Origin of the sequence: Shewanella mangrovisoli (assembly GCF_019457635.1) — a bacterium.
Taxonomy (GTDB): Bacteria; Pseudomonadota; Gammaproteobacteria; order Enterobacterales; family Shewanellaceae; genus Shewanella; species Shewanella mangrovisoli.
Genome location: NZ_CP080412.1, coordinates 3,715,711 through 3,735,761, shown reverse-complemented (window position 1 = coordinate 3,735,761; position 20,051 = coordinate 3,715,711). Strand labels below are relative to the sequence as shown.

Sequence of the window (20,051 nt, the reverse complement as noted above, 5' to 3'; positions counted from 1 at the left end):
CTATATTAAATGCTATTACTCCAATAGCTTAAGCTGCGTTTGCCCCCAAGGTGTGGCAAAGGGCATGGCTTCTTGAGGGGTTAAGATAAACTCCTGCTCACAACCATCGCCATGGGGCATTTCCCAAAACTTAATCCCATTCGCCTCGAGGGTGAGTTGAAAATACCCAGAGCCATCGGCACTTGGGCATTCGGCATCTGGTGCCGCATTGGCAAACAACTTTTCCTTAAGTGCTGGTGGGAGTGGATAACTCATGCTTTCTGGCAAGGTTTGCGTGGGTTTATCGGCGATAAACCACTGCCACGGATGGAAAGGTTTGCCATCGGCGAGGGAGAAGCTAACAAACTCTTGGCTGATCCCATTGGCGCCAAAACCCGCCGCCCAGCGATATAAGCGCACGCTGAGCCAATGCTGATTGAGGAAAATCGGTTCCGCATAGGTTTCATCGGCCACAAAATGGCCCATTTGAGACAACATTCTGCGGCGCGTGTCAAAGGTTTGTGCCAGCTGAGTATCATCGGTGAGCTTTTCCTCAAGCCACTGATTAATGGCGGGAATACCTTTTTGTGGGCCGTTAAATTCGATACCGACTTCGGTGCCATAGGTTAGCGGACGGTATTCAATGGTTTGAAAAGCTTGCCATTTTCCACGGCTCAGTGAAGGTTTGGTTTCAAGCGGCAGATTGTAGGCATCGGCGCTGCAGTCATCCTGGTTGTCGGGGCTGAGTTGGCGCTCAAGCTTTATGGGTAAGGATTTGCCTGAATTGTCTTTAAACCAATGGCCGCTGAGTTGCTGCGCCGTAGCGCTATCGAACTGCCAGTTTCCAGTATTGTTTTCTTCTTTCCAAATACCGTTTTGCAGCTCGAGCTGTATTGGGGTTAAGTAGCGTTGATAGTAATAACTGCCGCTGCCGTATTGGTTAAAGCAGACTCTAATACTGCTTTTACCCAGCGTGCCCTGCCAAATACCTGAGAGTTCATCGGCGGCAAAAGTGCTTAAAGGCAGCGTAGTGGCAAGCAATAGGCTTGAAGACAACAGCTTAAGTAACGTCCGTGTATTCATACTTTTTCTCTTAAAAGATAATAGGTTATGGTTTTACGTATCGGTTATAAAAAAGTCGCCCTAAGGCGACTCTTAACGGTGTCGAGCTTGATAAACAGCAGGCTCACAGTTTATCGCGTCAAAAGGCCTGTTTATTCGACCTGCCAATCGATTTGTTCGCCGGCGCGAATTGGCACAACGTTGTTGTCACCAAGTGGGTAACTGACGGGCACATCCCAAGATTTTTTCACTAGGGTGATGGTATCGCTGTTGCGGGGCAGATTGTAAAAATCTGGGCCGTTGAAGCTGGCAAAGGCTTCTAATTTATCCAGCGCATTGACCGATTCAAAGGCTTCGGCGTACAGCTCAATGGCCGCATGGGCAGTATAAGAACCCGCGCAGCCACAGGCGGCTTCTTTACGATCTTTAGCGTGCGGCGCAGAGTCGGTACCTAGGAAGAACTTCTTATTGCCACTGGCCGCGGCACCTAACAGCGCTTGCTGGTGGGTATTGCGCTTTAAAATTGGCAGGCAATAGAAGTGCGGACGAATACCGCCAGCCAACATATGGTTGCGGTTATAGAGCAAGTGGTGCGCAGTGATCGTGGCGGCCACGTTGTCAGAGGCGGCTGTCACGAAATCGACCGCATCCTTAGTGGTGATATGCTCGAGAACGATTTTAAGCTTCGGGAAATCGGCCACGATCTTGCTGAGGATATTCTCAATAAATACGCGCTCGCGGTCGAAAATATCAATCGATGAATCAGTCACTTCACCATGCACTAGGAACAACATGCCCACTTCCTGCATCGCTTCGAGGGCGGGGTAGATGTTCTTCAAATCGGTCACGCCAGAATCCGAGTTGGTAGTCGCGCCTGCTGGGTAGAGTTTAGCGGCAACGATTTTACCCGAGGCTTTGGCTTTACGGATTTCTTCTGGGCTGGTTTTGTCGGTGAGATACAACACCATTAAGGGTTCAAATTGCGAGCCTGCTGGCACTTGCGCCTTGATACGATCGTAATAAGCCAAGGCGGTTTCGGTATCGATAGCGGGAGGAACCAAGTTAGGCATCACGATAGCGCGGCCCATATAGCGGCTGATATCGCGAACCGTGTCTTTTAATTGTGCGCCGTCTCTTAGGTGAATGTGCCAGTCGTCAGGACGAGTAATAGTGAGTGTTGTCATAGGGCGATTCATCTTGTTGAATGTTTCTGCTGCGAGGGTGGCAGGATCTTATGTGGCAAGGATTTAGCTGTAAAGGGAAACTCAGCCATTTCACCAATAAAAGTGTTAACGCATGTTGAGTGTCCGCACTCTGTCTTCCTCTTATTTTACAAACTGCTTTTCAGCGGACACTTTCGCGAAAACCAGCGGACACTTTTTAATAAAGCCCTCGGTGTCCGCGGACACTTTTATCTTAAATTTTACTTAACTTTATGAAAGTAAATGTTTTAATCAAATTGGCATAGGCGTTGCTATTACTGGATATCGATTTTTAATAGTGTCCGTAGCGATGGGCCTATCCAGCCCTCCGACAGGGAAGCGAGAAACGCCATGATTAAAGATACCAGCGGCCAAGATAAAGTCCTTGTGCCATCGACCGCCAAACGCCTCAAGTTGCCTCTGATGATTGGCGGCTGCACCTTACTGGTCAGCGCCTTAGTGTGGGCCAGTTTTGGTAGTGATAAAGTCAGCCAGTCCATCAGCCGCAGTGAACTCACTACCGCCACTTTATATGTTGGCACGCTCACTCGAGATGTGGCCACCACGGGCAAAATTGTTGCCGCCAATGCGCCGATCCTCTACAGCACCGAAGAAGGCACAGTGACGCTACTGAGCAACCCTGGGGATAGCGTCAACAAAGGTGATGTGGTCGCAAAGCTGGAGAGTCCAAGATTAACCAATCAATTAGAGCAGGCCAAATCACTTTTGGCGGGATTAGAGAGCGCCCTTGAGCGTGCCAAGCTAGACGCCAGACGTAACCAATTACAAGTCAATCAAACCTTAGACATGGCCTCGGTCGATTTGGAAGCCGCCGATCGGGAGAGCCGTCGTGGAGATTTACTGATCCAATCTAAACTGATCAGCCAAATCGACTATGAGAAGGGCAAGGACGATCTGCACAAGGCAAAACTCAAATTTAAGCATGCGGAGCAGGAAGTGGCCTTAACCAAGGATACCTTAACCTTTGAGGTGAAAAACAAGGCCTTGGAAATGGAGCGCCAGAGTCTGGCGGTAAAAGAGCTTGAGCGTCAGGTTGACGCCTTAAATATCAAGGCGCCGGTGAGCGGCATTATTGGTAACTGGTTGACCGAGCAAAAAACGCGTCTGAGCGCCAATCAACCCATTCTGACCGTAGTCGATTTAAGTGCTTATGAGGCCGAGTTAGCGGTGCCGGAATCCTACGCCGACGAGTTAGGACTCGGAATGGAGGTCGAACTGAGCTTCGGTGAAGTCAAACTCATGGGCAAACTATCCTCGATTTCCCCCGAAGTGCGTAACCGTGAAGTGACCGCCAGAGTGCAGTTTGTGCAGAGCGAAAGCTTGAAGCTGCGCCAAAACCAGCGGATCTCCGCCAGAGTTTTGCTCGAACACAGGGCGAATGTGTTGATGGTTAAACGCGGAGCCTTTATGACCAGCGGTGGTGGCGATGAGGTTTATCAAGTCGAAGGCGATATTGCTACCCGCCGCGAGATTAAGCTCGGCAGCACCAGCATGAGTCAGGTGGAAGTGATCGAAGGCGGTAAAGCGGGTGACGAATGGGTGATCTCCAGTGTTGAGTCCTTCAACCATGCCGAACAGGTCAAAATGCATTGATGACCGATAGTCAAAAATTACTTATTAATCAAATTGATGTAATTAACGCCGCTCTGACTAAAAAGTCTGCGGCTAAGGTGTACAAGGAGTTCATTATGCGTACTAAAAACGTCGATCTTGGTCTGTTGATGTCATCCAAATTGTTTGGTGTTCTGGCCTTAGCCTTACTGGTGGTGGCAGTGGAGCTGGGCATAGGTGAGGCCAACAGCTGGTTTTTCCTCGGTTTAAATATTTTGGAATGGACGAATCCCCTAGAAGAAGCGCGCCAGGTGGGTGATGTCTCGATGGAAAGTGTGAGCTTTATATTCGCCTGTCTCAATGGGTTGTTCGATGCCTTGAGTGGGTTTGTGATGGGCCGTTTTGCGGGGTGAGGGCTTTGTGTAGCCGTTACCACTTAAAGATAAGAAACTTGCGCATTTTATAAGCCGTTTGCGCGCAAAGATAAAAATTAATCAAGGAAATTAAAATGTTATCAATGAAGAATATCAGCAAGGTTTTTAAAACGGACTTAGTGGAAACCCACGCGCTGCGGGATTTCAACCTTGAGGTGAACGAGGGCGAGTTTGTGGCGGTTACAGGTCCTTCGGGCTCAGGTAAAACCACCTTCTTAAATATCGCAGGCTTGCTCGAAGGCTTCACCCATGGGGATTACTTTTTAGATGGGATTAATGTCTCCAACCTCAGTGACAACAAGAGTGCCGCCGTACGCAACGAGAAGATTGGTTTTATCTTCCAAGGCTTTAACTTGATCCCCGATCTTAACCTCGCGGAAAACATAGAAGTGCCGCTGCGCTACCGTGGTTTTAGTGCCAAGGAACGCAAACGCCGTGTGGAACAAGCATTAGAGCAAGTAGGCTTAGGTGCGCGGATGAAGCATTTGCCGACCCAATTATCCGGCGGTCAGCAGCAAAGGGTCGCGATTGCTCGCGCTTTAGCGGGGGAGCCTCGTTTTCTGCTCGCCGATGAACCTACGGGTAACCTCGACAGCTTAATGGCCCGCCAAGTGATGGAATTATTAGAGAATATTAACCAATCTGGCACCACGATCATCATGGTGACCCACGATCCAGAACTGGCTCGCCGAGCTCAGCGCAATATCCAAATTGTCGATGGTCAAGTCTGCGACTTTACCATGTATCAACCCAATGCGGCCCGCAGTGCAAGCCACGGCAGTGTCGATAAACTGGTTGCTAACGCCCAAGGCTAGGAGCGGTTATGTTCTTCTATTACTTAGATTTAGCTTGGCGTAGCATCAAAAAAACGCCCATGTTATCGGCATTGATGATCATGGCGATTTCCATCGGCATTGGCATCACTATCACTACACTCAATATCTATAAAATGATGTCGATTAACCCCGCGGGGGAGAAGTCGGGCCAATTGTTTGCGGTGCAGCTGTGGAGCCAAGGGCCAGATGCCTGGGATCGCTTCGATCAACAGATCACTTATCAAGACGGGATGAACTTACTTAAGAGTGATATTCCGAGCCTGCAAACCCCCATGTTTCGCACGGGCGGCGCGGTGCAAACCGAAGATCCGGCTTTTTTACCCGTGCTGCAATCTCGGGTTAGGGTAACCAATAACGACTTTTTCCCACTGTTTGGCCTCGAGTTTCAATACGGTCAGGCATGGGATGACAGTGTCGATAAAGATGCTCGCTACGAAGTGGTGTTGACCGATGAGCTAAATAAGACGCTGTTTGCGGGCCAAAATAGTGTCGGCAAGACGATTTATTTCAATGCTAAGCCCTATCAAGTCGTTGGCGTTCTTAAGCCTTGGGCTCCGAGTCCAAACTATTACGATCTTAACAACGGCGCCTTTGGCAATGTGGATACCTTGTTTGTGCCCTACAGCTTAGCGCCGATTGAGGAATATGGCAGTTGGGGGAATACCAACGGCTGGAACTATGAAAGCATCAACAACTATGCACAACGTTTAACTTCGGAAAAGCATTGGACCCAGTATTGGGTGCAACTGGATACGCCTGAGCAAGTAGCTGAGTACCGTCAGTGGGTACGCCAATATATTGAACAACAAAAGAAATTAGGCCGCTTCAGCTCACCTAAGGCCGATGTACAGTTGTCCAATGTTGACCAATGGTTAGCCATCAATAAAGTGGTACCGGAGGATAACAAGGTGCTGGTGGGCCTGAGTGCACTCTTCTTGATCGTCTGTTTAGTCAATATGTTAGGGTTGTTGCTGTCTAAGTTTTTACGTCGTGCTCCCGAGATTGGCGTGCGCCGCGCTATCGGCGCCAGCCAAGGGCAGATCTTTGCCCAACATATGGTGGAAGTGTCCTTGATGGGGTTATTCGGCGGTTTACTCGGCTTGGCTTGGGCCTGGGGCTCATTGATGCTGCTGACCAAGAAGTTTGACTTGGAGGCGTCTTTAACTCACCTCGATACCAGTATGTGGTTGATAGCACCAATGATCGCGATTTTGGCGGCTGTGGTGGCTGGTATCTACCCCGCGTGGCGAGTGTGTACGACTAACCCAAGTGTTTATCTTAAGAGCCAATAATCGGGGGCAATATGTTACATATCAAACCTATTCTCAGCAGTTTATTACGCAGTAAAAGCGGCCCCTTGTTGCTGTTATTGCAGATCATTTTATCAGTGGCTATCGTCGCGAATGCGAGCTTTATTATCGCCGAGCGTTTGAATTTAATGGCGCGTGATTCGGGGGTTGTTGAAAGCGAAGTTTTCGATTTCAGTATTTATCATTTTGATAAATCGACGGATTTAGTCGCGCAGGATAAACGGGATTTGGAACTTCTGCGTGCGATTCCTGGGGTGATTGATGTTGCGCCCTCCTCTATGGCTCCCCTGAGCGGCGGCGGTTGGTCGAGTAACTTTACTTTGGGGCCTGAGGAGCGTGCTAAATCCACGCCCAATACGGGCATGTATATGAGTGATGAGCATTTCATCAACTCCCTAGGGCTGAAGTTAGTCGAAGGACGTAACTTCTATCCCCAGGAGATCACCACAGAGTTGCTGGAAGATGGTGGCAAGATGCTCGTCACTAAAGCCTTTGCCGATAAGGTATGGCCGAATGAAACCGCGCTCGGGAAAAGCGTCTATATGGGCACGCAGCACTTTGTGGTGATTGGAGTGCTGGAGCGCTTACAAACCGCGTGGGTGGATAACAAAAACTTGGAGTTTAGCTCAGTGTTGTCGGTGAATTATCCCGCTGACTATAAACGCTATTTAGTGAGGGCTAAGTCGAGCGATATGGCTCGCCTCAAGGAAGTCATTCCCGAGCTGCTGCACAAGGAATATCCGAGCCGCGTGGTCGAAGGTTTTACGACCATGGGAGAGCGCCGTATCGAGGCGTATCGTGACCATGAGTTGATGGCAACCGTACTGACCATGATGGTGGTGTTACTGCTGCTGATCACATCCCTTGGAGTGACAGGCATGGTGATGTTTAATATCCAGCGCCGCACTAAACAGATCGGCACTCGCCGTGCGTTAGGGGCAAAAAAGCGAGATATTATCAGCTACTTCCTCGTCGAGAACTATTTGCTCTGCTTGCTCGGCGGCGGCATTGGTGTGCTGTTAGCGATTCAGCTCGGCCAGCAATTGATGAGCCTCTATAGCCTGCCGATGCTGGAGATAGTCTATCCATTGTTGACTGTAGCGGGGCTGTTTGCGGTAACCACCCTTGCGGTGTACTTACCGGCTCGCAAGGCCGCGAAGATTTCTCCGGCGACAGCCACCCGCAGTGTTTAAATAAGTTGAAGGGCATTAAGTGCGATAACAGTAGGATGTTATTGCACTTTTTGTTACTTTAAGGTTAATAGTTTTACTCTGGACGCACATGCTCACATGGACACTATTCTGATTGTCGACGATAACCATGCCATCTGCCAGGCCTTAGGTTTAATGCTGGAGATCAATGGTTATCAGGTGTTGACCTGTCATACGCCCGAAGATGCCCTTAGCCTAATGGCAACCCAAGATGTTGATTTGGTTATCCAAGATATGAACTTCACCCGCGATACTACCTCGGGGGAAGAAGGGCGGCAGCTGTTTTATGCCCTGCGTGAGCGTCAGCAAGATCTGCCGATCATCCTGATGACGGCGTGGACCCAGTTAGAAACGGCGGTCGAGTTAGTGAAAGCGGGCGCCGCCGATTATATGGGGAAACCGTGGGATGATGCTAAGTTACTCAACAGTATCACTAATTTAATCGCGCTACATAAACTTGCCCGTGCAAACCAGCAGCTCGAACGAGTGAATTCCCAGCGTCAGGTGGCGATCGCCGATGCGGATCTCTGTGGAATCGTGTTTGGCAGTGGTGCCATGCAGCGCTGTATCGACTTAGCCTTGCAACTGGCACGTTCCGATGTGTCTGTGTTGATCACCGGCCCCAATGGTGCGGGTAAAGACAAGCTTGCCGATATTATTCACGCCAATTCCCCCTTAAAAAACAAACCTTTTATCAAGGTGAATGTGGGCGCCTTGCCGATGGAGTTGCTCGAAGCCGAACTCTTTGGTGCCGAGGCGGGAGCTTTTACCGGCGCCAATAAGGCGCGTATTGGTCGCTTTGAAGCGGCCGATGGCGGCACGCTGTTTTTGGACGAAATAGGTAATTTACCCCTGTCGGGCCAAGTAAAATTGCTGCGGGTATTACAAACCGGGGAATTCGAACGTTTAGGCAGCCATAAAACCTTAAAGGTGAAGGTGAGGGTGATCAGTGCGACTAACGCCGACCTGGCCCAAGATATTGCCGAAGGGCGTTTCCGTGAGGACTTATTCTACCGTCTGAATGTCATTGAATTGGCCTTACCGCCGCTGAATCAACGCATTGATGATATTTTGCCCTTAGTGAAGCATTTTGTCGGTGAGGGTTTTAGCCTGAGTAAACCAGCGCAGCAAGCTCTGTTGCAGCACCGCTGGCCGGGCAATGTGCGCGAGTTGGAAAATGCCTGCAAACGTGCGGCGCTGTTGGCCCAAAGCCGAGTGTTAACCGAAGCCGATTTTGGGTTACTGCCCGCCCATGGAAGTCATTCCAGTGCAATAAACACTACGACATTTGGGCGAACCCTGTCCGCAATAACACCGATTGAACCGCAGGTGAAAAGTTTGCATCATGACGTGCCTGCTCAATCGGACTCCAGCGACGCTATTATGGATGTTAGCCGTGAGCAGATTGAAATGGCCCTAAGGCAACACAAGGGCGTGATTGCGCGCGTGGCTAAATCCCTAGGCTTGAGTCGACAGGCCTTGTATCGCCGCATGGATAAATTTGGTCTAGAAAAATAGCCATAGCATGATAAACACTGAGCATTAGGCGGAATTTTAGGTGCAACTGCGAACAAAATTAATCATTTATTCAACCGTTTGTTGCGCCTTAGGTGTGCTCTTGACCTTAGGTGTTGTGAGCTATCGCCCGACTATCTCGCCCGTTGAGGTCGCTGAGCCCATCAAGATCCCCGATATAACTATACCGCCCCTCGATGTAGATAAGCTGCAAGAGACTGTCGAGGCAGCGATTAAAAATAATGAGCAATTACAGCAAACTCTGCCATTGCAGGAGCGTTTAAGGGCGGAACAGATTAAGCATGAGCTGCAAAAGTTGGAGCAACTTAAGCAAGAACAGCTGCAAATTAAGCTCTATAAACTCGAGCAACTTAAAGACGGACTCTTTAGCCCTTCAGTCCATCCTGAAGTGCCCCCCATAGCGCCACCTGCTGAACCTATCTCGCTGCCTAAGTTGAAGTTAGGTCACGAGGCTGTGTCCACACCGCCAATCACTGAATGGCTATTCATATTACTGTTTGCCTGCGGAATTTGTGCCTTGGGTGTGGCTTGGTTTACCCGCCATTTAGCCCGCAGTCTCAATGCATTAGAGGTTGGTTTACTCAACTTTAATGACAATGACTTTAGCGTCAGCATTCCAGCAAATGGTGAGGGGCAGTTAAAAGCATTGGCTGAGTTATTTAATGATTCGGCGGCTAAACTGCGTCAAGAGCGGCAATATATTTACCAGCGGGAATTGCTGCTGGATAAGGTGATTCAAAGCTCTCCAAATGTGATGCTACTGTTTAACGATAACCAAAAACTCATGTATGCCAACGATGCGGCGCGGCATCTTTTTCATATAAAAGGCAAGATGGAAGGCTTGAGCCTCGACGAGCTGCTGCAAGATTTACCCGAAGCCCTTGCCTTGGCACTTAAGCAGGAAAAGAGCGGCCTGTTTACCATGGGCGAGGATGATACTGAGACTTGGTATCTGAGCCGTGGCCAGTTTTTGCTGAATAACCAACAGCATAACTTAATTTTGCTCAAGCAGATGACCCGAGAGCTAAATCGTCAGGAAGTGGCGGTATGGAAGAAAGTGATCCGCATTATCAGCCATGAGTTGAATAACTCTGTCGCGCCCATCGCCTCCATGGTGAACTCGGGGCGTTTACTGACGAAAGATCTCGATAATCCCAAGCTTAAGCTGATATTCGACACCATAGAGAGTCGCACGAATCACTTGAGCCAGTTTATTTTCAATTATGCGCGCTTTGCTAAATTGCCTTTACCGCAGCGACGTGACGTGCCGTGGCAGCAGCTTATTGAGCATTTAACCCAACATTATCCCTTTATCTTAGCCAATGAGTTACCTGCTGAGATGGGCTATTTCGACCAAGGGCAAATGGAGCAAGTCCTGCTGAATTTACTGAAAAATGCCCATGAATCAGGTTCTAATCCCGATGAAGTCACGCTCTCGATTCGCCACCAAACCATGGTGGATGGGACGGGCTTTAGTATCAAAATCGAAGACCGTGGCAGTGGTATGTCCGAGGAAGTGTTAGAGCAAGCCCTATTACCCTTTTACTCGACTAAACAATCGGGCACGGGTTTAGGCCTGCCACTTTGCCGCGAAATTATCGAAGCCCACGATGGCAGCATTAGCATGCATAACCGCAACGACGGCGGCCTATCGGTACACTTGTGGCTGCCGCAATAAACCGCGTTTAAGTGTGTATCAAGAGGTTTCACTCCTTAGACGAATGTATTACCCAAATGGGCTATTTTGCGGTTTTTACCTTAGCTTTTCGGGCTAATTTCCCCCTCCCTCTAATGACGAAAGATCGGCTGTCCTGTTACCCTGCGTAAGCGAAAATGTTGACTAAGGGCTGGCCCTTAGTTCGGCTTTGGATATCGCGCAATGGGTGGCTTTCATCAACAGGGAGAGGAAAGTGAGATCGTTAAAAAAGCGGTTGTTCGTCTGCATCTTGTGTCCCTTGCTGCTTGTCAGTTCCCCCAGTGTTTTGGCCGATGATGACATTGAAATCAGTGGATTAGTTATAGACAGAACCTTAACCCGTTTTGGTAAGGATTTTGGCTTTTACTATTCAAGTTATTGGCGCGAATTGCCCTTTACCCAAGGCTTTAACGTGACCCTATATGAAACCGTGTTTCCGCAGGCGGGCACGGTTTTAACCTTAGAGGTCAACGGTACGCGCATCTATACCACGCACTTTGGCCGCCGCGCCAATCCGATTAAGGAAAGCGCAGAGCAGGCCATATTGCTGACCATTGATTACTTAGCTCAGGTTCGAGCTAATGCCATTACGGGTGATTTTTCAGGAACAACGGACGACTTTTAGGATAATAATAATGACTTACAGGACGTTACTTTCTCTTGCCGTGCTCTGCATGGCATGCACAAGCCAAGCAACCGAATTAATCTATACCCCCGTGAATCCCAGCTTTGGCGGTAATCCGCTTAATGGCTCCTTTCTGCTGAACAAAGCGCAGGCTCAAAATGATAACAAAGCCAGCTCGACCGAGAAGGACTTTGTTACCCGCTTTAAGGAATCCTTAGAACGTAACATCATTAACTCCATTACCCGTGGCGTGGCCGACGGGGAGATCACCGATGGGGTGTACGATACGGGTGATTTCCGTATTGAAGTGGCTTCAACTGGCACAGGGGTGATGCTGACCATCACCAATATCGAAACCGGTGAAGTGACAGTGATTGAAATGCCAACCTTCGGAGGCGGAAACTAATGACTCGTTTCGTGTTTATCGCCCTGATGCTGCTGAGTATGTCAGCCTGTAGCTTGATCCCAAAGCCTGACTTAAATATCACGCCCGCTCAAGTTAATCCGATGAGTGAGGTGATGAAAGGGCTACAGAGTCAGCCTGGGCCTAAGTTTCCTATCCCTGTGGCCGTGTACTCGTTTCGCGACCAAACGGGCCAGTATAAGCCTCTGGCGAACGTGAGTTCATTTTCTACTGCGGTCACACAAGGGGCGACATCGATGCTGATGCAAACCTTGATTGACTCTAAATGGTTTACCCCCGTCGAGCGTGAGGGCCTGCAAAACCTACTGACCGAGCGCAAAATCAGCAATAAACAAAATGGTACTAAGGGTGATGATATTCCAGTGTTATCGACGGCGAGATTGCTATTAGAAGGCGGTATTATCAGCTACGAGACCAACACCAGCACCGGCGGTACTGGGGTGGAATACTATGGCATCGGCGCCTCAGAAATGTACCGTGAAGATTTAGTCACTATCTATCTGCGCGCGGTCGATGTGCACACGGGTAAAGTGATGATGTCTGTATCTACGAGTAAAAGGGTACTTTCGCAGGAAATGCGTGCAGGTCTGTTCCGCTATACCAGTTTGAATCGTTTGGCCGAGGCGGAAGTCGGTTTTACCACTAACGAGCCAGTACAATTTTGCGTGTTGCAGGCTATCGAACTCGCGGTCGCCGAGTTGATTGATAAGGGCATTAAGCAAGGTTATTGGAGTCAGGCTCAGGTGACACAACCCGCTGAAAGACAGCAGGAGTTGAGCCAAGGTTAATTCCCGTTGCGATAACAAGCACCGAGCCAGCGACATGTCTGGCTCGGTTTTTTTATGGTTAATCGGCCTGTAATGCCTTCCAAAACAGTGCAAAGCTGGCATCGCGGTAATGTTTATCTTGGCCTAATTCTGGATTATCGATAAAAAAGCGCGTGGCGGCCAAGTATTGGCCGTGACAGTTTTCCAACATCAAATCAACGGGATAGTGTGCAATCAGTCCCATTAACTGCCCCTGTTTTATCAATTGCGCGATAAAGCCTAGGATGCTGTTCATCGCCTGCTCACGAATATGCAGTGCGATCTGCGGCGACATAGAATACTGCTGGAAAAACAATTGTTTGACTGGATTTTCAATCGACCAATCGATCGCACTCTGCCAGAGTGTTTCGGCATTGTGCTTAAGATCTTCCCCCTCGCCGACCTTTAACAACAAGGCATCGGCAAATTCTTGCTTGATGGTAAGAAACAGGCTTTCCATCAGTGCTTCCTTGGTCGGAAAATGATGGAAGAGGGTGCCGGTGGCGACGCCCGCCTGCTTGGCTATCGATGCGGTCGAGGTGCCATGAAACCCTTGGTCGACAAATAAGCGTAAGGCGGTCTCCAAAATGGCCTGACGTTTATCTGTCATGGGTTTAGTGTCTGTATCTGTTGGTAATAAGCTCGGCATAACTACTCCTAAGCGCCCGTATTAGCGTAAAAACAGCTTCATCAACATGCGTTGGATAAAAGTGCCATAGGGAGGATGGACAAACTTACCCGTGTTGAAGCGACCTCGGCTAAGCACGGTTTTAGCGTGGCTAAAGGTGAGGAATCCTTCCTTGCCGTGGTAATGCCCCATTCCTGATGGGCCGATACCGCCAAAGGGGGCATCATCGGCCGCCACATGGAACACGGTTTCGTTGATGCACACACCGCCGGAATGGGTTTGCTTGAGGATTTTTTGTTGGCTCGCTTCATCAAAGCTCATCACATACAGGGCTAAGGGGCGGGCGCGATGGTTCACGTAGCTAATGGCCTCATCTAGGTTGTCATAACCAATCACTGGCAGCAGTGGGCCAAAGATTTCTTCTTGTATCAATAGCATATCTTCAGTTGTGTCAGTAATGAGCTGAGTGGCGAGTTTACGATGCTGGCTATCAATCACGTCATTCGAGGCGGGGATCACCTTAGCGCCTTTAGCCTTGGCATCTTCAAGCACTGTTAGCAGACGTTCAAACTGGCGGGCATTAATAATGCTGCCGTAGTCTTTGTTGTGAGTAATGGCGCCATACATGGCCTGGAATTTCGTCTGATAGGCTTGGATAAACTCTGCCACTTTCGCCTTAGGACAAAGCACATAGTCAGGTGCTACACAGATTTGTCCAGCATTCAAACACTTACCATAAATCATTCGTTCTACTGCTATCTCAAGTGGCATATCGGGGGCGATAATCACTGGCGACTTACCGCCCAGCTCGAGAGTCACTGGCGTGAGATTATTAGCGGCGGCGCGCATCACATGGCGACCGACAGTGGTTGAACCGGTGAACAGCAGATGATCGAAGGGCAGAGCGGAAAATTGCGCCGCGACATCAGCTTCCCCTTCGACCACGGCAACATGGGATTCTTCAAACACTTCGGCGAGCAATTGCTTGATGACGCTATTAGTCGCGGGGGTGAATTCCGAGAGTTTGAGCATGGCATGGTTGCCTGCGGCGATGGCCGTGACTAAGGGGCCGATGGAGAGCATGACGGGGAAGTTCCAAGGCACGATTATCCCAATCACCCCGAGCGGTTGATAATGCACTTTCACTTGGGCGGGGGCGAGTAAGATGCCCGCATGACGGCGGCTTGGCTTGAGCCATTTCTTTAGGTTTTTCAAGCTGTACTTGATGTTGTTGACTACGGGCATAATGTCGGAAATCAAGCTATCGTCGACCGATCTGTGGCCATAGTCCTGTGAAAGTGCCTCGACGAGCGGCTGTTGGAATTTCAGCAAGGCGGCCTTAAGGCGTAGTAAGCGTTCTTTACGGATAGCGTAATCGGGATTCGGAGCGGCCAAGTAACTAGCACGTTGGCGCTGGAGTAACTCGGTGAGTGGCGAGATTTTTGCAGGGTCTGTTGCCATATTCATAGTGATCCCTCGGGTGCAAGCCTTAAGCTTTGGAAGCGATTTGTGGTGTATAAAAATAAACCGACTGATTAGTCGGTTTATCCTAACGAACAGCGTGAGCATACGCAAGTGTTATGGTGCTTTTATGAGCAAGATCACGGCCTGTTATGGGCTTAACTTCTACACTTAAAAAGTAGTTTGTTAGACAAGGAGTAGGTATGACTTTGTTAAAGCATGGTATTTCTGTTGGTATTGAGCGTTATGGCGACGATGATTTTTTTGTTGCCTTTAAAGCGGTTGGTACCTTAACTCATCAAGATTATGAGGTGATGGTGCCCGTGCTCGAGGCCGCGTTAGCAGGGGTAAAAGATCCCGATATTTATGCCTTAGTCGATGTGACTGAGCTCGAAGGTTGGGAACTTCAAGCCGCTTGGGACGATCTAAAACTAGGGGTTAAGCATGTTCGTCACTTTGAGCGGATTGCCATAGTCGGTAAAACGACCCTACAGGAGGTGATGGCAAAGCTGGCAAACTGGTTCACTCCGGCCGAGGTTAAGTTTTTTGTCGATAAGCTGGATGCTATTACTTGGCTCAAAGATGAGCTTAACGATGACTAGCCATTAAGGAGAACAGATTATGCGTTCAGGTCAAATACTCTGGCCCACAGATTTTTCGGAAACTGCGGCCCATGCGCTACGTTATGCTATTGAAATGGCAAATCTATACCATGTAGGGCTAAAGATATTACACGTTGTTGAGCAACCAATCGGTGACGAGAACTACATGATCTTAGCGATCACGCCTGAGGAACTCGCTAAGAGTATGGAAGAAGCCGCCGCAACCAAGATGCAGGCTTTGCTCGAGGGCCTCAAAACCGAATTACCTATTACCACCCTGATTCGCCGTGGCGACCCCGTCGATCAGATTTTAGAAGAAGCCAATGGTAAGGATGTGGGCATGGTGGTGATTGCGAGCCATGGCCGGACGGGGATCTCGCACTTTTTACACACCAATGTCGCCGAAGCCGTTGCCAATGGCGCCGCTTGCCCTGTTCTGGTAGTGAAATAGCATTTAAAGCTCTGATAAGAGGGCGCTAAGGCGCCCTTTGTTTTTGATTGCTAAAGCATAATTAATTTTACGACCTAGCTGCTTGCCCCGATTTACTGCTATAAAATACAGATTATCAGCCCCCATTATTGGGCGAAACAACCATAAGCGATGGATAAGATTATGCGTACTCAAGAAGTGTTATGCCCGACGGACTTTTCGGCAACTGCCGCCCACGCTCTTAAATATGCGGTTGAAATAGCAAATCTTTATCAGGTGGATATCCGCTTGTTGCATGTCGCTAGCCCGGCGCGAAGCGCACACTTTTACGGTGTGGCAGTGGAGACGCCTGCGACGTTAGAGCAACAGCTCACCGAATTTGTTGAACAAAAAATGCAAAGCCTACAGCAGGAGATGCAACAGGGATTAAAGTCAGGCCTGAGTATCAAACCCGTCATTCGCCATGGTGATGCCAGTGAAGAAATTCTCGCCGAAGCCACCGATGTGGGCATGGTGGTCATTGCCAGCCATGGTAGCACTAGCTTAATGGACTTTTTAAAACCCCATGTGAGCCAAAATGTGGTGCGACTCGCTAAGTGTCCGGTACTAGTCGTTAAGTAAGGATCAGAGCGGATCATGCTTTAACACTGAATGATCCAGCAGGGTATTAGCCGCCTCGGCCTCATTATCTAGGGACACTAAACGTCGATATTTTTCCTGTAGCGCGTTGAGTGTTCCATCTTCGGTGATCTGCTTTAATCCCTGATTAAAGTCATCACGAATTTGTTCATTTAAGAAGGCAAATTTATATTCTGTGGGTGGGAAAATACGATTGCAAATAGCCACTTGTTTGATTTCTGCCTCGGTCAATTTCCCCTCGATAAATGCCTGCTTGAGATAGTATTTAAAGATATTCTTATCCATCACCACTACATCGGCCCTGTGCTTCATCAGCATATACACCTGTTGTATCTGTCTGGCCTGTTCCTGATAACTGGGATTGGTTTTCGCCATTTGGGTAAATTCTTCCCCAAGCAATATCGAAGCGCGTTGGAAGGCCACCACCTTCTTACCGTCTAAGTCTTTAACGCTATTGATAGTGAAGTCTTTATCATCGAGGCTGATGGCGCAGTTTTGGTAGCGGATGGCGACATCGGAGTAAAAGACTTTATCAACCATGCCGTCTTTAATGTTGATAATGCCGTCGAGTTTGCCTTCCTTGAGCTCATGGAAAGTACGGGCCAAGGGCAGGTAGTGAATGCTGGCGTTGTGACCTTTAACGGCTAATGCTTGATATAACAATTCAAGCTCTAAACCGCTGTTGGATTCTTGAATGACATAGGGGGGAATAGAAAGGCTTACCCCAATTTTCAGCTCCGCCGCCTGCATTATTTGGGGATGAATTAGGGCGGCTAAGCCCAACAATCGGAAACGAAGCCGGGACATTCTGGCGGAACCTGAAGCAACTTTAGCGTGTTTCATCACTCATCAATACCTCGTTGTGAGTCACCAACCTGTATTGGCCGCTCCATGACCTACAGCAATAAGTGTAGTTTGCTAATTTATAGTTTTAGTTATTTTATTTAGCAAAAGCACAATCAGGCTTTTAGAAGGAGGACCCTGGTTGGCTTAAAAAGGCGATCTCTTCTGCGGTAGATTCTCTGCCTAATATCTTGTTTCTATGAGGATAACGACCAAATCTGTCAATAATCTCCTTGTGCCTCAGTTCAAATGCTAAATTGGCGATGGCCGCTTCTCGGTTGAACAATTTCACCGCAACTTGATGAATAAGCGGCGACTCGCTATGCATGTAGGGCATAAATAAAAAGGGCACTTGTTTTGGCTTAAGTGCTTGGTCAATCTGCTGGGCGACGGCCTCTTGGGCAAGGACGAGGGCAATGGCATCGGCCTCAAACGCGGCGGGCTTATCGCGATAAATATTTCGGGAGAATTGATCCAGCACTATGATTTCGGCTAAACGACCTTGAGGCGTGACGCGCCAATCGGCAAGCTCACCCCGCTTGGCTTGTTTGAGTAAGTCTTCAAAGCGTGACTGGATTAAAGCATCAAATTCAGGGTCTTTGATCCACCAAGATTTAGGTGAGATTTCCTCAAACCAGAAATGTAACACTTGCTTAGCGGTAATCATTTGGCTCATCACTTACTCCCATAGATTGACTCCTCTTAGAAATAACAGCCATGGGGGGATAAACACAAGTCAATGAGGATAATTTGTTCAATATTGGCGGGTGTAACCCTGTAAACTCTGCCTAATAATTTGCGCTGAGGCTATTTCTTATTCACTGAATATCAAGTAATTTTATAGTCTCTTGGTCAATTTTTGGATCGTTCCTCTATGCCCCTAGAAGCCGCAGCCACTCAATCGATGTCGAAACAGCATAAGGCATTTTTGCGTAAGTTATATTTAGCGCATTTAATGGATGATGAACGACATAACCTTTTATCACTCAATAAATTAACTGGAATGCCGCGGCGCACGCTGCAGGATTCTATCGCCGCTTTTGAAGATATAGGGATTCGAGTCGAGTTTGTGCAGGACGGCAGCCGTAACAACGCAGGTTATTATCGTATCGTTACCTGGGGGCCTATCAGCAGCGCTTGGGTTGATACCCATGTCGATGAAATTGCTGCAATCATTGGTGTTAATGCCTCGAGTGAAGCGTTGGCGTGAAAGAGCGCGGATTTTGGTTCGACACTGAGCCTCAGTTAAATCAACGAGCCGTTTTACCACCCTTAGAGCAGGATATCACCGCCGATGTTGCCATTATCGGTGCGGGGTATTCCGGGCTTTGGACGGCTTATTATCTAAAGCAATACCAGCCAAATCTGTCTGTGGTTATCCTTGAGGCCGAATGCATAGGCCAAGGTGCATCCGGTCGCAATGGCGGTTGGTTGATGGGCAGTTTCAGTGGCGATGTGGCCTATCTTAATCGGCTCGAGGGCGAGCAGCGCCTTATCGCTAAAGCCATTATTCAAGAAACTATTTCTGAAGTGGCCACAGTTTGCGCAAAGCATCATATCGACTGTGATTTACACCATGGCGGTAACTTGCGGGTGGCGGCGCGTTATCCCGAGCAATTAGCCAATATTAAAGCCGAATTAGCGCAGTGGCGCGCAGAAGGTTTTGGTGAAGAAGATATTCGTTGGCTGGATAAGCTCGAGCTCGATAAGCAAGTGTCTATGGCTGAGGGCCAAGCGGCACTTTTTACGCCCCATTGCGCGCGAATACATCCGGCGAAACTCGTCTGTGGTTTGGCTGACCTCGTACAAAAGTTAGGGGTGAATATCTACGAGCACACGCCTGTAAATCACATGGCGCATCTTGGTGATGCACTTACTCAATTACAGACGCCGCAAGGAAATGTTCGTGCGGCGATTGTGGTGCCCGCAGTGGAAGGTTATCTGCGTCAGCTCAGTGGACTGGGGCGATTTACCTTACCCGTGCAGAGTTTACTTATCGCCACCGAGCCGTTAACGGACGCCGCATGGGATGTAATTGGCTTAGCTAATCGCGCGACCTTTAGTGATGCCAGCCGCATAGTGACCTACGGTCAGCGTAGCCCTGATAATCGGCTGATATTTGGTGCCCGTGGCGGCTATGGCTTTGGGGCGAAAATACGCACCGAATTTGGTTTTGACCCTAGGCTCTTTAATGCGAAATTTCCCGTATATCAAAGTCCGCCCCAGCGTGCTTTCGAGGGGGAATTTGGCTTTCGTTATCAATTATTATTGGCGTTATTTCCTCAACTTAAGGGGGTTGAAATTACCCATGGTTGGGGCGGTACCTTAGCCCTGGCGAGGCGCTTTGCTCCCCATGCCATTTTTGATAAGAGTCTTGGTTTAGGCCTGATTGGCGGCTATGGCGGGGAAGGTGTCGGGGCGGCAAACCTATTTGCCCGCACGCTGGTGGACTTAATATTAGGACGTGATACACAGCTTGTATCTATGCCTTGGGCGTTTAATGCTCCAGTTCAACAGGTATTAGCTCCCTGGGAGCGCGAGCCTTTACCTTGGCTCGCTTACCATGGCATGAACAAGATTTTTGCGTGGGAAGATAGGCTCTACAGCCAGCCAAAGAGTGCGGCTTGGCAAAAAGGCTTAGCTAAGCGGTTCGCGAATCGATTAGAAGGCTTAATGAGTTAATCTACTTATAAATCAGATGGTTAATTAGGCCATTGCCGAGTCATTTTTATTCATACACGATTCATTTATACAC

Annotated in this window: 21 protein-coding genes; 15 read left to right on the top strand and 6 right to left on the bottom strand. The window is 48.9% G+C overall.

Translation table 11 applies throughout. From position 1 onward, the window contains the following. Positions 1–15 precede the first annotated feature (15 nt). Positions 16–1,062 (bottom strand): hypothetical protein, encoded by a 1,047-nt coding sequence (locus K0H60_RS16375; protein ID WP_220056387.1) that lies wholly within the window; start codon positions 1,060–1,062, stop codon positions 16–18. 131 nt (positions 1,063–1,193) lie between these two features. After that, positions 1,194–2,225: a dihydroorotase gene (gene pyrC, locus K0H60_RS16370; protein ID WP_220056386.1), complete on the bottom strand. Its 1,032-nt coding sequence runs from the start codon at positions 2,223–2,225 to the stop codon at positions 1,194–1,196. A 369-nt stretch (positions 2,226–2,594) separates the two neighbouring features. Here pyrC and K0H60_RS16365 point away from each other — a divergent pair, with 369 nt between their 5' ends. The 10 genes from K0H60_RS16365 (at position 2,595) to K0H60_RS16320 (ending at position 12,675) form a co-directional block, all read left to right on the top strand. Beyond that, a complete protein-coding gene (locus K0H60_RS16365; protein WP_220056385.1) occupies positions 2,595–3,857 on the top strand; it encodes an efflux RND transporter periplasmic adaptor subunit in 1,263 nt (420 codons plus the stop codon). Positions 3,858–3,952: 95 nt separating this feature from the next. Continuing rightward, on the top strand, positions 3,953–4,228 hold the full coding sequence (locus tag K0H60_RS16360; RefSeq protein ID WP_041413130.1) for a hypothetical protein: 276 nt from the start codon (positions 3,953–3,955) through the stop codon (positions 4,226–4,228). A 95-nt stretch (positions 4,229–4,323) separates the two neighbouring features. After that, on the top strand, positions 4,324–5,064 hold the full coding sequence (locus K0H60_RS16355; protein WP_011621658.1) for an ABC transporter ATP-binding protein: 741 nt from the start codon (positions 4,324–4,326) through the stop codon (positions 5,062–5,064). Between the two features lie 8 nt (positions 5,065–5,072). Continuing rightward, a complete protein-coding gene (locus tag K0H60_RS16350) occupies positions 5,073–6,377 on the top strand; it encodes an ABC transporter permease (protein WP_220056384.1) in 1,305 nt (434 codons plus the stop codon). 11 nt (positions 6,378–6,388) lie between these two features. After that, positions 6,389–7,588, top strand: a complete 1,200-nt coding sequence (locus K0H60_RS16345; protein ID WP_220056383.1) for an ABC transporter permease — start codon at positions 6,389–6,391, stop codon at positions 7,586–7,588. Positions 7,589–7,684: 96 nt separating this feature from the next. Further along, on the top strand, positions 7,685–9,124 hold the full coding sequence (locus tag K0H60_RS16340) for a sigma-54-dependent transcriptional regulator (protein ID WP_220056382.1): 1,440 nt from the start codon (positions 7,685–7,687) through the stop codon (positions 9,122–9,124). Positions 9,125–9,164: 40 nt separating this feature from the next. Then, on the top strand, positions 9,165–10,820 hold the full coding sequence (locus tag K0H60_RS16335) for a sensor histidine kinase (protein ID WP_220056381.1): 1,656 nt from the start codon (positions 9,165–9,167) through the stop codon (positions 10,818–10,820). 232 nt (positions 10,821–11,052) lie between these two features. Next, positions 11,053–11,463, top strand: coding sequence for a curli production assembly/transport protein CsgE (locus K0H60_RS16330; protein WP_086902698.1), 411 nt, complete (start codon positions 11,053–11,055; stop codon positions 11,461–11,463). Between the two features lie 10 nt (positions 11,464–11,473). After that, a complete protein-coding gene (locus K0H60_RS16325; RefSeq protein WP_011627049.1) occupies positions 11,474–11,869 on the top strand; it encodes a curli assembly protein CsgF in 396 nt (131 codons plus the stop codon). After that, a complete protein-coding gene (locus tag K0H60_RS16320) occupies positions 11,869–12,675 on the top strand; it encodes a CsgG/HfaB family protein (RefSeq protein WP_220056380.1) in 807 nt (268 codons plus the stop codon). The genes K0H60_RS16325 and K0H60_RS16320 overlap by 1 nt, the downstream gene beginning before the upstream one ends. Before the next feature lie 58 nt (positions 12,676–12,733). On the opposite strand, the gene K0H60_RS16315 is transcribed toward K0H60_RS16320, so the two are convergent. Together K0H60_RS16315 and K0H60_RS16310 are read right to left on the bottom strand one after the other, a co-directional pair. Further along, on the bottom strand, positions 12,734–13,342 hold the full coding sequence (locus K0H60_RS16315) for a TetR/AcrR family transcriptional regulator (RefSeq protein WP_220056379.1): 609 nt from the start codon (positions 13,340–13,342) through the stop codon (positions 12,734–12,736). A 21-nt stretch (positions 13,343–13,363) separates the two neighbouring features. Further along, positions 13,364–14,788 carry a coniferyl aldehyde dehydrogenase gene (locus tag K0H60_RS16310; protein WP_220056378.1) on the bottom strand — a complete coding sequence of 475 codons (1,425 nt, stop codon included), beginning with the start codon at positions 14,786–14,788 and terminating at the stop codon, positions 13,364–13,366. Between the two features lie 197 nt (positions 14,789–14,985). On the opposite strand from K0H60_RS16310, the gene K0H60_RS16305 reads away from it, so the two are divergent. From K0H60_RS16305 to K0H60_RS16295, 3 genes are all read left to right on the top strand, one after another. After that, a complete protein-coding gene (locus tag K0H60_RS16305; protein WP_011718063.1) occupies positions 14,986–15,384 on the top strand; it encodes a SpoIIAA family protein in 399 nt (132 codons plus the stop codon). A 19-nt stretch (positions 15,385–15,403) separates the two neighbouring features. Further along, entirely contained in the window at positions 15,404–15,835 is a 432-nt protein-coding gene (locus tag K0H60_RS16300) for a universal stress protein (protein ID WP_011718062.1), read from the top strand. Positions 15,836–15,997: 162 nt separating this feature from the next. Beyond that, positions 15,998–16,435 (top strand): universal stress protein, encoded by a 438-nt coding sequence (locus K0H60_RS16295; protein ID WP_220056377.1) that lies wholly within the window; start codon positions 15,998–16,000, stop codon positions 16,433–16,435. Between the two features lie 3 nt (positions 16,436–16,438). Here K0H60_RS16295 and K0H60_RS16290 read toward each other — a convergent pair whose 3' ends face one another. Both K0H60_RS16290 and K0H60_RS16285 read right to left on the bottom strand, forming a co-directional pair. Then, positions 16,439–17,260 (bottom strand): substrate-binding periplasmic protein, encoded by an 822-nt coding sequence (locus K0H60_RS16290; RefSeq protein WP_258405756.1) that lies wholly within the window; start codon positions 17,258–17,260, stop codon positions 16,439–16,441. 160 nt (positions 17,261–17,420) lie between these two features. After that, a complete protein-coding gene (locus tag K0H60_RS16285) occupies positions 17,421–17,972 on the bottom strand; it encodes a DUF924 family protein (protein ID WP_220056375.1) in 552 nt (183 codons plus the stop codon). 198 nt (positions 17,973–18,170) lie between these two features. On the opposite strand from K0H60_RS16285, the gene K0H60_RS16280 reads away from it, so the two are divergent. Both K0H60_RS16280 and K0H60_RS16275 read left to right on the top strand, forming a co-directional pair. Then, the gene (locus K0H60_RS16280; RefSeq protein ID WP_220056374.1) at positions 18,171–18,506 is read left to right on the top strand and encodes a winged helix-turn-helix domain-containing protein; all 336 of its coding nucleotides are present in this window, start codon (positions 18,171–18,173) and stop codon (positions 18,504–18,506) included. Then, positions 18,503–19,978 (top strand): NAD(P)/FAD-dependent oxidoreductase, encoded by a 1,476-nt coding sequence (locus tag K0H60_RS16275; protein WP_220056373.1) that lies wholly within the window; start codon positions 18,503–18,505, stop codon positions 19,976–19,978. The genes K0H60_RS16280 and K0H60_RS16275 overlap by 4 nt, the downstream gene beginning before the upstream one ends. Positions 19,979–20,051: the final 73 nt, after the last annotated feature.

Excerpts from the sequence above, each read along its gene's own strand:
- K0H60_RS16375 (WP_220056387.1), bottom strand. The coding sequence starts at position 1,062 with ATGAATACACGGACGTTACTTAAGCTGTTGTCTTCAAGCCTATTGCTT.
- pyrC (WP_220056386.1), bottom strand. The coding sequence starts at position 2,225 with ATGACAACACTCACTATTACTCGTCCTGACGACTGGCACATTCACCTA.
- K0H60_RS16365 (WP_220056385.1), top strand. The coding sequence starts at position 2,595 with ATGATTAAAGATACCAGCGGCCAAGATAAAGTCCTTGTGCCATCGACC.
- K0H60_RS16360 (WP_041413130.1), top strand. The coding sequence starts at position 3,953 with ATGCGTACTAAAAACGTCGATCTTGGTCTGTTGATGTCATCCAAATTG.
- K0H60_RS16355 (WP_011621658.1), top strand. The coding sequence starts at position 4,324 with ATGTTATCAATGAAGAATATCAGCAAGGTTTTTAAAACGGACTTAGTG.
- K0H60_RS16350 (WP_220056384.1), top strand. The coding sequence starts at position 5,073 with ATGTTCTTCTATTACTTAGATTTAGCTTGGCGTAGCATCAAAAAAACG.
- K0H60_RS16345 (WP_220056383.1), top strand. The coding sequence starts at position 6,389 with ATGTTACATATCAAACCTATTCTCAGCAGTTTATTACGCAGTAAAAGC.
- K0H60_RS16340 (WP_220056382.1), top strand. The coding sequence starts at position 7,685 with ATGGACACTATTCTGATTGTCGACGATAACCATGCCATCTGCCAGGCC.
- K0H60_RS16325 (WP_011627049.1), top strand. The coding sequence starts at position 11,474 with ATGACTTACAGGACGTTACTTTCTCTTGCCGTGCTCTGCATGGCATGC.
- K0H60_RS16320 (WP_220056380.1), top strand. The coding sequence starts at position 11,869 with ATGACTCGTTTCGTGTTTATCGCCCTGATGCTGCTGAGTATGTCAGCC.
- K0H60_RS16315 (WP_220056379.1), bottom strand. The coding sequence starts at position 13,342 with ATGCCGAGCTTATTACCAACAGATACAGACACTAAACCCATGACAGAT.
- K0H60_RS16310 (WP_220056378.1), bottom strand. The coding sequence starts at position 14,788 with ATGAATATGGCAACAGACCCTGCAAAAATCTCGCCACTCACCGAGTTA.
- K0H60_RS16305 (WP_011718063.1), top strand. The coding sequence starts at position 14,986 with ATGACTTTGTTAAAGCATGGTATTTCTGTTGGTATTGAGCGTTATGGC.
- K0H60_RS16300 (WP_011718062.1), top strand. The coding sequence starts at position 15,404 with ATGCGTTCAGGTCAAATACTCTGGCCCACAGATTTTTCGGAAACTGCG.
- K0H60_RS16295 (WP_220056377.1), top strand. The coding sequence starts at position 15,998 with ATGCGTACTCAAGAAGTGTTATGCCCGACGGACTTTTCGGCAACTGCC.
- K0H60_RS16290 (WP_258405756.1), bottom strand. The coding sequence starts at position 17,260 with ATGTCCCGGCTTCGTTTCCGATTGTTGGGCTTAGCCGCCCTAATTCAT.
- K0H60_RS16285 (WP_220056375.1), bottom strand. The coding sequence starts at position 17,972 with ATGAGCCAAATGATTACCGCTAAGCAAGTGTTACATTTCTGGTTTGAG.
- K0H60_RS16280 (WP_220056374.1), top strand. The coding sequence starts at position 18,171 with ATGCCCCTAGAAGCCGCAGCCACTCAATCGATGTCGAAACAGCATAAG.